The organism is Sulfuricaulis sp. (assembly GCF_041499725.1).
GTDB lineage: Bacteria > Pseudomonadota > Gammaproteobacteria > Acidiferrobacterales > Sulfurifustaceae > Sulfuricaulis.
This window is the reverse complement of record NZ_JBGQKW010000116.1, coordinates 1-5,562: the sequence shown is the minus strand read 5'-3', so window position 1 is coordinate 5,562 and position 5,562 is coordinate 1. Positions and strand designations below refer to the sequence as shown.

Sequence of the window (5,562 nt, the reverse complement as noted above, 5' to 3'; positions counted from 1 at the left end):
TTAGTTGACTAGTTTACTTTCGGATCGAGCTCGCCCTTGGCGTAACGTGTCGTCATCGCTTCGAGCGACAGCACCTTGATCTTGCTCGCCTGGCCGGCGCAACCAAAGACCTGGTAGCGCTGCTTGCAGATTTCCTTCATGCCCTTGGTCGAGGCGGCAAGCCACTTGCGCGGATCGAATTCCTTCTTGTTCTCGGCGAGGAACTTGCGCACCGCGCCGGTCGAGGACATGCGTAGGTCGGTGTCGATGTTGACCTTGCGCACGCCGTGCTTGATGCCCTGTACGATCTCTTCCACCGGCACGCCGTAGGTTTCGCCCATATCGCCGCCGAAGGTGTTGATGATCTTCAACCATTCCTGCGGGACCGAGCTCGAACCGTGCATCACCAGGTGCGTGTTCGGAATGCGCTTGTGGATCTGCTTGATGCGCTCGATGGCGAGGATGTCGCCGGTCGGCGGGCGGGTGAACTTGTAGGCGCCGTGACTGGTGCCGATGGCAATGGCAAGCGCGTCGACCTTGGTCTTCTTCACGAAGTCGGCGGCCTCGTCCGGGTCGGTCAGTAGCTGCGAATGATTGAGCTTGCCCTCGGCGCCGGAGCCGTCTTCTTCGCCGGCCATGCCGGTCTCCAAGGAACCCAGGCAGCCCAGCTCGCCTTCCACCGAAACGCCGCAGGAATGCGCCATGTCGACGACACGCTTGGTGACGTCGACGTTGTATTCATAGGTGGCCGGCGTTTTCATGTCCTCTTTCAGCGAACCGTCCATCATCACCGACGAAAATCCGAGCTGGATGGAACGCTGGCACACCGCCGGCGAGGCGCCGTGATCCTGGTGCATGACGACCGGGATATGCGGCCATTCCTCGATCGCGGCCAGGATCAGGTGGCGCAGGAACGGCGCGCCGGCGTATTTGCGCGCACCGGCCGAGGCCTGCACGATCACCGGGCTGTCGGTTTCGTGCGCCGCTTCCATGATGGCGCGCATCTGTTCGAGATTGTTGACGTTGAATGCCGGCACCCCGTAAACATGCTCGGCGGCATGATCCAGAAGTTGGCGAAGAGTGACTAGGGCCATAAATCCTCCTAAAACGTTTGGCGATTAATTATTAACTGAAATCAAAATTCCGGCAGATTCCCCACCATGGCGATCTTCATGGCGTTGGTTCCCCCCATCACACCCGTCAAATCGCCCTTGGTGATAATGACCAGGTCGCCGTCACGCACAGTGCCCCGGCGGCGAAGTTCATCGATCGCCTCTTTGTTGACAGTCGCGTGATCCGACGTTTTGACTTCGAATGCGACGGGGTATACGCCGCGGTAAAGACTGACCTTTCTACGCGTCTCGACTTGGCTCGTCAAGGCGTAGATCGGCACCGCCGAACTGATGCGCGACATCCACAAAACAGTAGACCCAGATTCTGTAAGGGCGGCGATGGCCTTCACCGCGAGATGGTTGGCGGTATACATGGCGGCCATGGCGATGGCCTCGTCGACGCGCCTGAACATGGCGCGCATGCGATGCGCGGACATGGTGACATCGGGCTCCTGCTCGGCCACGAGGCAGACCCGGTCCATGGCCGAGACCGCCGCCACCGGATGCTTGCCGACGGCGGTCTCCGCCGACAGCATCACCGCGTCGGTGCCGTCGATCACGGCGTTGGCGACATCGGACACCTCGGCGCGCGTGGGGATCGCATTTTCAATCATCGACTCCATCATCTGCGTCGCGGTGATCGACACCTTGTTGCGTTCCCGCGCCATCCTGATCAGCCGCTTCTGAATCGGCGGCACGGCGGCATCGCCTATCTCGACACCGAGATCGCCGCGCGCAATCATGATCGCATCCGCGGCATCGATGATCGACTCGATGTTGGTGACCGCCTCAGCCCGCTCGATCTTGGCGATGATCCCGCCGTGACCTCCGGCCGCGCGCAACAACTGCCTGGCCTCGTTCACGTCATCGGCGCTGCGCGGGAAGGAAATGGCGACGTAATCGGCCTGCATCTTGGCGGCCGCGCGGATGTCTTCGCGATCCTTGTCGGTCAGCGCCTTGGCCGTCAGGCCGCCGCCCTGGCGATTAATGCCCTTGTGGTTCGAGAGTTCTCCGCCGACCACCACGCGGCAGATCACCTTGCTGCCGTCCACCTTGTCCACCCATAACACGATGCGTCCGTCGTCGAGCAGCAGGGTCGCGCCGCGTACGACGTCCTGTGGCAGGGCCTTGTACGTGATACCCACGCGCTCCTGGGTGCCGGCTTCGAGCGGATGGTCTACGTCTAGAATGAACGTCTCGCCTTCCTGCAACGTGATCCGGCCGGTCTTGAATTTGCCGATCCGGATTTTCGGCCCTTGCAGATCCACGATGATGCCGATTTCGCGCCCGTGCGCCTTGGCGCGCTCGCGCACGGTCTCGGCGCGCTGCATGTGAATCTCGTGCCCCTCATGCGAAAAGTTGAGGCGCACCACATCCAGGCCGGCCTCGATCAGCTTGTCGATGACCTTCGGATCTTCGGTGGCCGGACCGAAGGTGGCGACGATTTTGGTTCTACGATGCAGATAAAATCCTTTGAAACCGCCGGCCGGTGCCGGCGGTTTTCGTTGGCTTATTTCTTCGCCCGTTCTTCGAGCATGGCAACCGCGGGCAGTTTCTTGCCCTCGAGAAATTCGAGGAACGCGCCGCCGGCGGTCGATATGTAGGACACCTTGTCGTAAATTCCGTACTTCTGGATCGCCGCGATGGTATCGCCACCGCCGGCCAGGGTAAACGCCTTGGTTTTGGCAATCGCGTCGGCGATAGTCCGGGTGCCGGCGCCGAACTGGTCGAATTCGAATACGCCCACCGGCCCGTTCCATACCACGGTGCCGGCCTTCATGATGATGTCGGCCAGCTGCTGCGCGCTCTTCGGCCCGATGTCGAAGATCATGTCGTCATCGGCCACGCTGCCGGAGTCTTTCAATACCGCCTTCTCGTTGGCGTCGAACTTCTTGCCCACGACCACGTCCACGGCGATCGGAATGGTCGCGCCGCGCTTGCTCATCTTCTCCATGAGCATCTTCGCGGTCGGAATGAGGTCGGCCTCGGCCAGCGATTTGCCGATCTTCTTGCCGCTTGCCGCGAGGAAGGTGTTGGCGATGCCGCCACCGACCACGAGCTGGTCGACTTTCTCGGACAGCGACTCGAGCACGGTAAGCTTGGTCGAAACCTTGGAGCCGCCGACGATCGCCACCATCGGACGCTTCGGATCGAGCAGCGCCTTGGTCAGCGCCTCCAGTTCCTCGGTGAGCAGGATGCCGGCGCAAGCGACGGGGGCGAACTTGGCGACGCCGTGGGTCGAGCCCTCGGCGCGGTGCGCGGTGCCGAACGCGTCCATCACGAAGACGTCGCACAGGGCCGCGTACTTCTTGGCGGTCTCGTCGACGTTCTTCTTCTCACCCTTGTTGAAGCGTACATTCTCGAGCAGCACCAGTTCGCCCGCGGCGACGTCGAAACCGCCGTTGATCCAGTCCTTCACCAGACGCACCGGCCTGCCGAGCTTCTTCGAAAGATCGTCGGCCACGGGTTTGAGCGAGTTCTCCTCGCTGTATTCTCCCTCGGTCGGACGGCCGAGGTGCGACATCACCATCACCTTGGCGCCGGCCTTGAGGCAGCGATTAAACGTCGGCAGTGAAGCGCTGATGCGGGCGTCGGACGTGACCTTGCCGTCCTTCACCGGCACGTTGAGGTCGGCGCGGATCAGCACGCGTTTGCCCTTGAGGTCGAGATCGGTCAGCTTGATAACGGACATATTTCAAACCCTAAAAGATTTTTAGACCGCCAAGGTGCCAAGAAAACCCAGAATTAATTTCTAATTTCCTGATTCTTGGCGTCTTGGCGGTGAGATGTTTTTACTTGGCGACGTGCTGCACGAAGCGCAGCATGTTGCAGGTGTAGCCATACTCGTTGTCGTACCAGGCCACCACCTTGACGAAGGTGTTGTCCAGGGCGATGCCGGCTTCAGCGTCGAAGATCGACGGCAGGCTCACGCCGCGGAAGTCGGTGGACACCACTTTCTCGTCGGTGTAGCCGAGCACGCCCTTGAGCTCGCCTTCCGAGGCCTTCTTCATGGCCGCGCAGATCTGCTCATAGCTGGCTTCCTTGTTCAGTTCCACGGTCAGGTCGACCACCGACACGTCCGAGGTCGGCACGCGGAACGCCATACCGGTGAGCTTCTTGTTGAGCTCCGGCAGCACCTTGCCCACGGCCTTGGCCGCGCCAGTCGAGGACGGGATGATGTTTTCCAGGATGCCGCGTCCGCCGCGCCAGTCCTTGGTGGACGGACCGTCAACGGTCTTTTGCGTCGCGGTGGCGGCGTGCACGGTGGTCATCAGGCCGCGCTTGATGCCGAAGTTGTCGTGCAGCACCTTGGCGACCGGCGCCAGGCAGTTGGTGGTGCAGGAGGCGGCGGAAACGATCTTCTCGCCGGCGTACTTGGTGTGGTTCACGCCGTACACGAACATCGGGGTCTCGTCCTTGGACGGGGCCGACTGCACGACCTTCTTGGCGCCGGCGGCGAGGTGCTTCTCGCAGGTTTCCTTGGTCAGGAACAGGCCGGTGGATTCGATCACGATGTCGGCGCCGACTTCGCCCCACTTCAGTTCGGCCGGATCTTTCACCGCGGTCAGGCGGATTTTCTTGCCGTTGACGATCAGGTTGTTGCCTTCGACCCTGATGTCACCCTGGAAGCGGCCATGCACGGAGTCGTACTTCAGCATGTAAGCCAGATAGCTGGGCTCGAGCAGGTCGTTGATGGCGACGATCTCGATGTCTTTGAAGTCCTTCGCGACCGCGCGGAACACCATGCGGCCGATGCGGCCGAACCCATTGATACCGACTTTGATTGCCATGACCAAATCTCCAGAAAGTTAAAGTTAAAATCTTTGAACCGCCAAGGACGCCAAGTTTTTTAAATTAAAATTGCTTTTCTTGGCGTTCTTGGCGGTTCGAAATTAGTTACAAAATCTCTTCCACCACTTTCGCGACGTTCTCGCCGGTGAAGCCGAAATATTTGAACAGCGCGCCGGCCGGGGCGGATTCGCCAAAGCGGTTGAGACCCACGACCTTGCCGTCGAGCCCGACATACTTGTACCAACCGTCGGTGACGCCCGCCTCGACCGCCACGCGTTTCACGCCCTTGGGCAGCACGGATTCGCGCCAGACGGCGTCCTGGGCGTCGAACGTATCCGTGGACGGCATCGACACCACGCGCACCTTCTTGCCCTTGGCGGCGAGCAGCTTCTGCGCCTCCACGGCGATGCCGACCTCGGAGCCGGTGGCGATAATCACGGCCTGCGGCTTGCCGCCTTCGGCTTCGGACAACACGTAGCCGCCACGGCGAATGGCCGCCAGCTGCGCGGCGTCGCGCTTCTGGTGCGTCAGGTTCTGGCGCGAGAAGATCAGGATCGTCGGGCCCTGCTTGCGCTCGATGGCAAACTTCCAGCACACCGCCGATTCCACCGCGTCGCACGGACGCCATACCGACATGTTCGGAATCAGGCGCAAGGTCGCGGTCTGTTCGACCGCCTGG

The 5,562-nt window shown here is 61.3% G+C and carries 5 protein-coding genes; all 5 read right to left on the bottom strand.

Annotated features, from left to right (window positions below; translation table 11 throughout):
* Positions 1-8 precede the first annotated feature (8 nt).
* On the bottom strand, positions 9-1,073 hold the full coding sequence (gene fba, locus ACC569_RS13610) for a class II fructose-bisphosphate aldolase (RefSeq protein ID WP_372524077.1): 1,065 nt from the start codon (positions 1,071-1,073) through the stop codon (positions 9-11).
* A 41-nt stretch (positions 1,074-1,114) separates the two neighbouring features.
* On the bottom strand, positions 1,115-2,554 hold the full coding sequence (gene pyk / locus ACC569_RS13605) for a pyruvate kinase (protein ID WP_372524078.1): 1,440 nt from the start codon (positions 2,552-2,554) through the stop codon (positions 1,115-1,117).
* Between the two features lie 47 nt (positions 2,555-2,601).
* Entirely contained in the window at positions 2,602-3,783 is a 1,182-nt protein-coding gene (locus ACC569_RS13600) for a phosphoglycerate kinase (RefSeq protein WP_372524076.1), read from the bottom strand.
* A 100-nt stretch (positions 3,784-3,883) separates the two neighbouring features.
* On the bottom strand, positions 3,884-4,882 hold the full coding sequence (gene gap, locus ACC569_RS13595; RefSeq protein WP_372524075.1) for a type I glyceraldehyde-3-phosphate dehydrogenase: 999 nt from the start codon (positions 4,880-4,882) through the stop codon (positions 3,884-3,886).
* Between the two features lie 106 nt (positions 4,883-4,988).
* Positions 4,989-5,562, bottom strand: a 574-nt coding sequence (locus ACC569_RS13590; protein ID WP_372524074.1) for a transketolase C-terminal domain-containing protein, incomplete at its 5' end; no start/stop codon positions are given.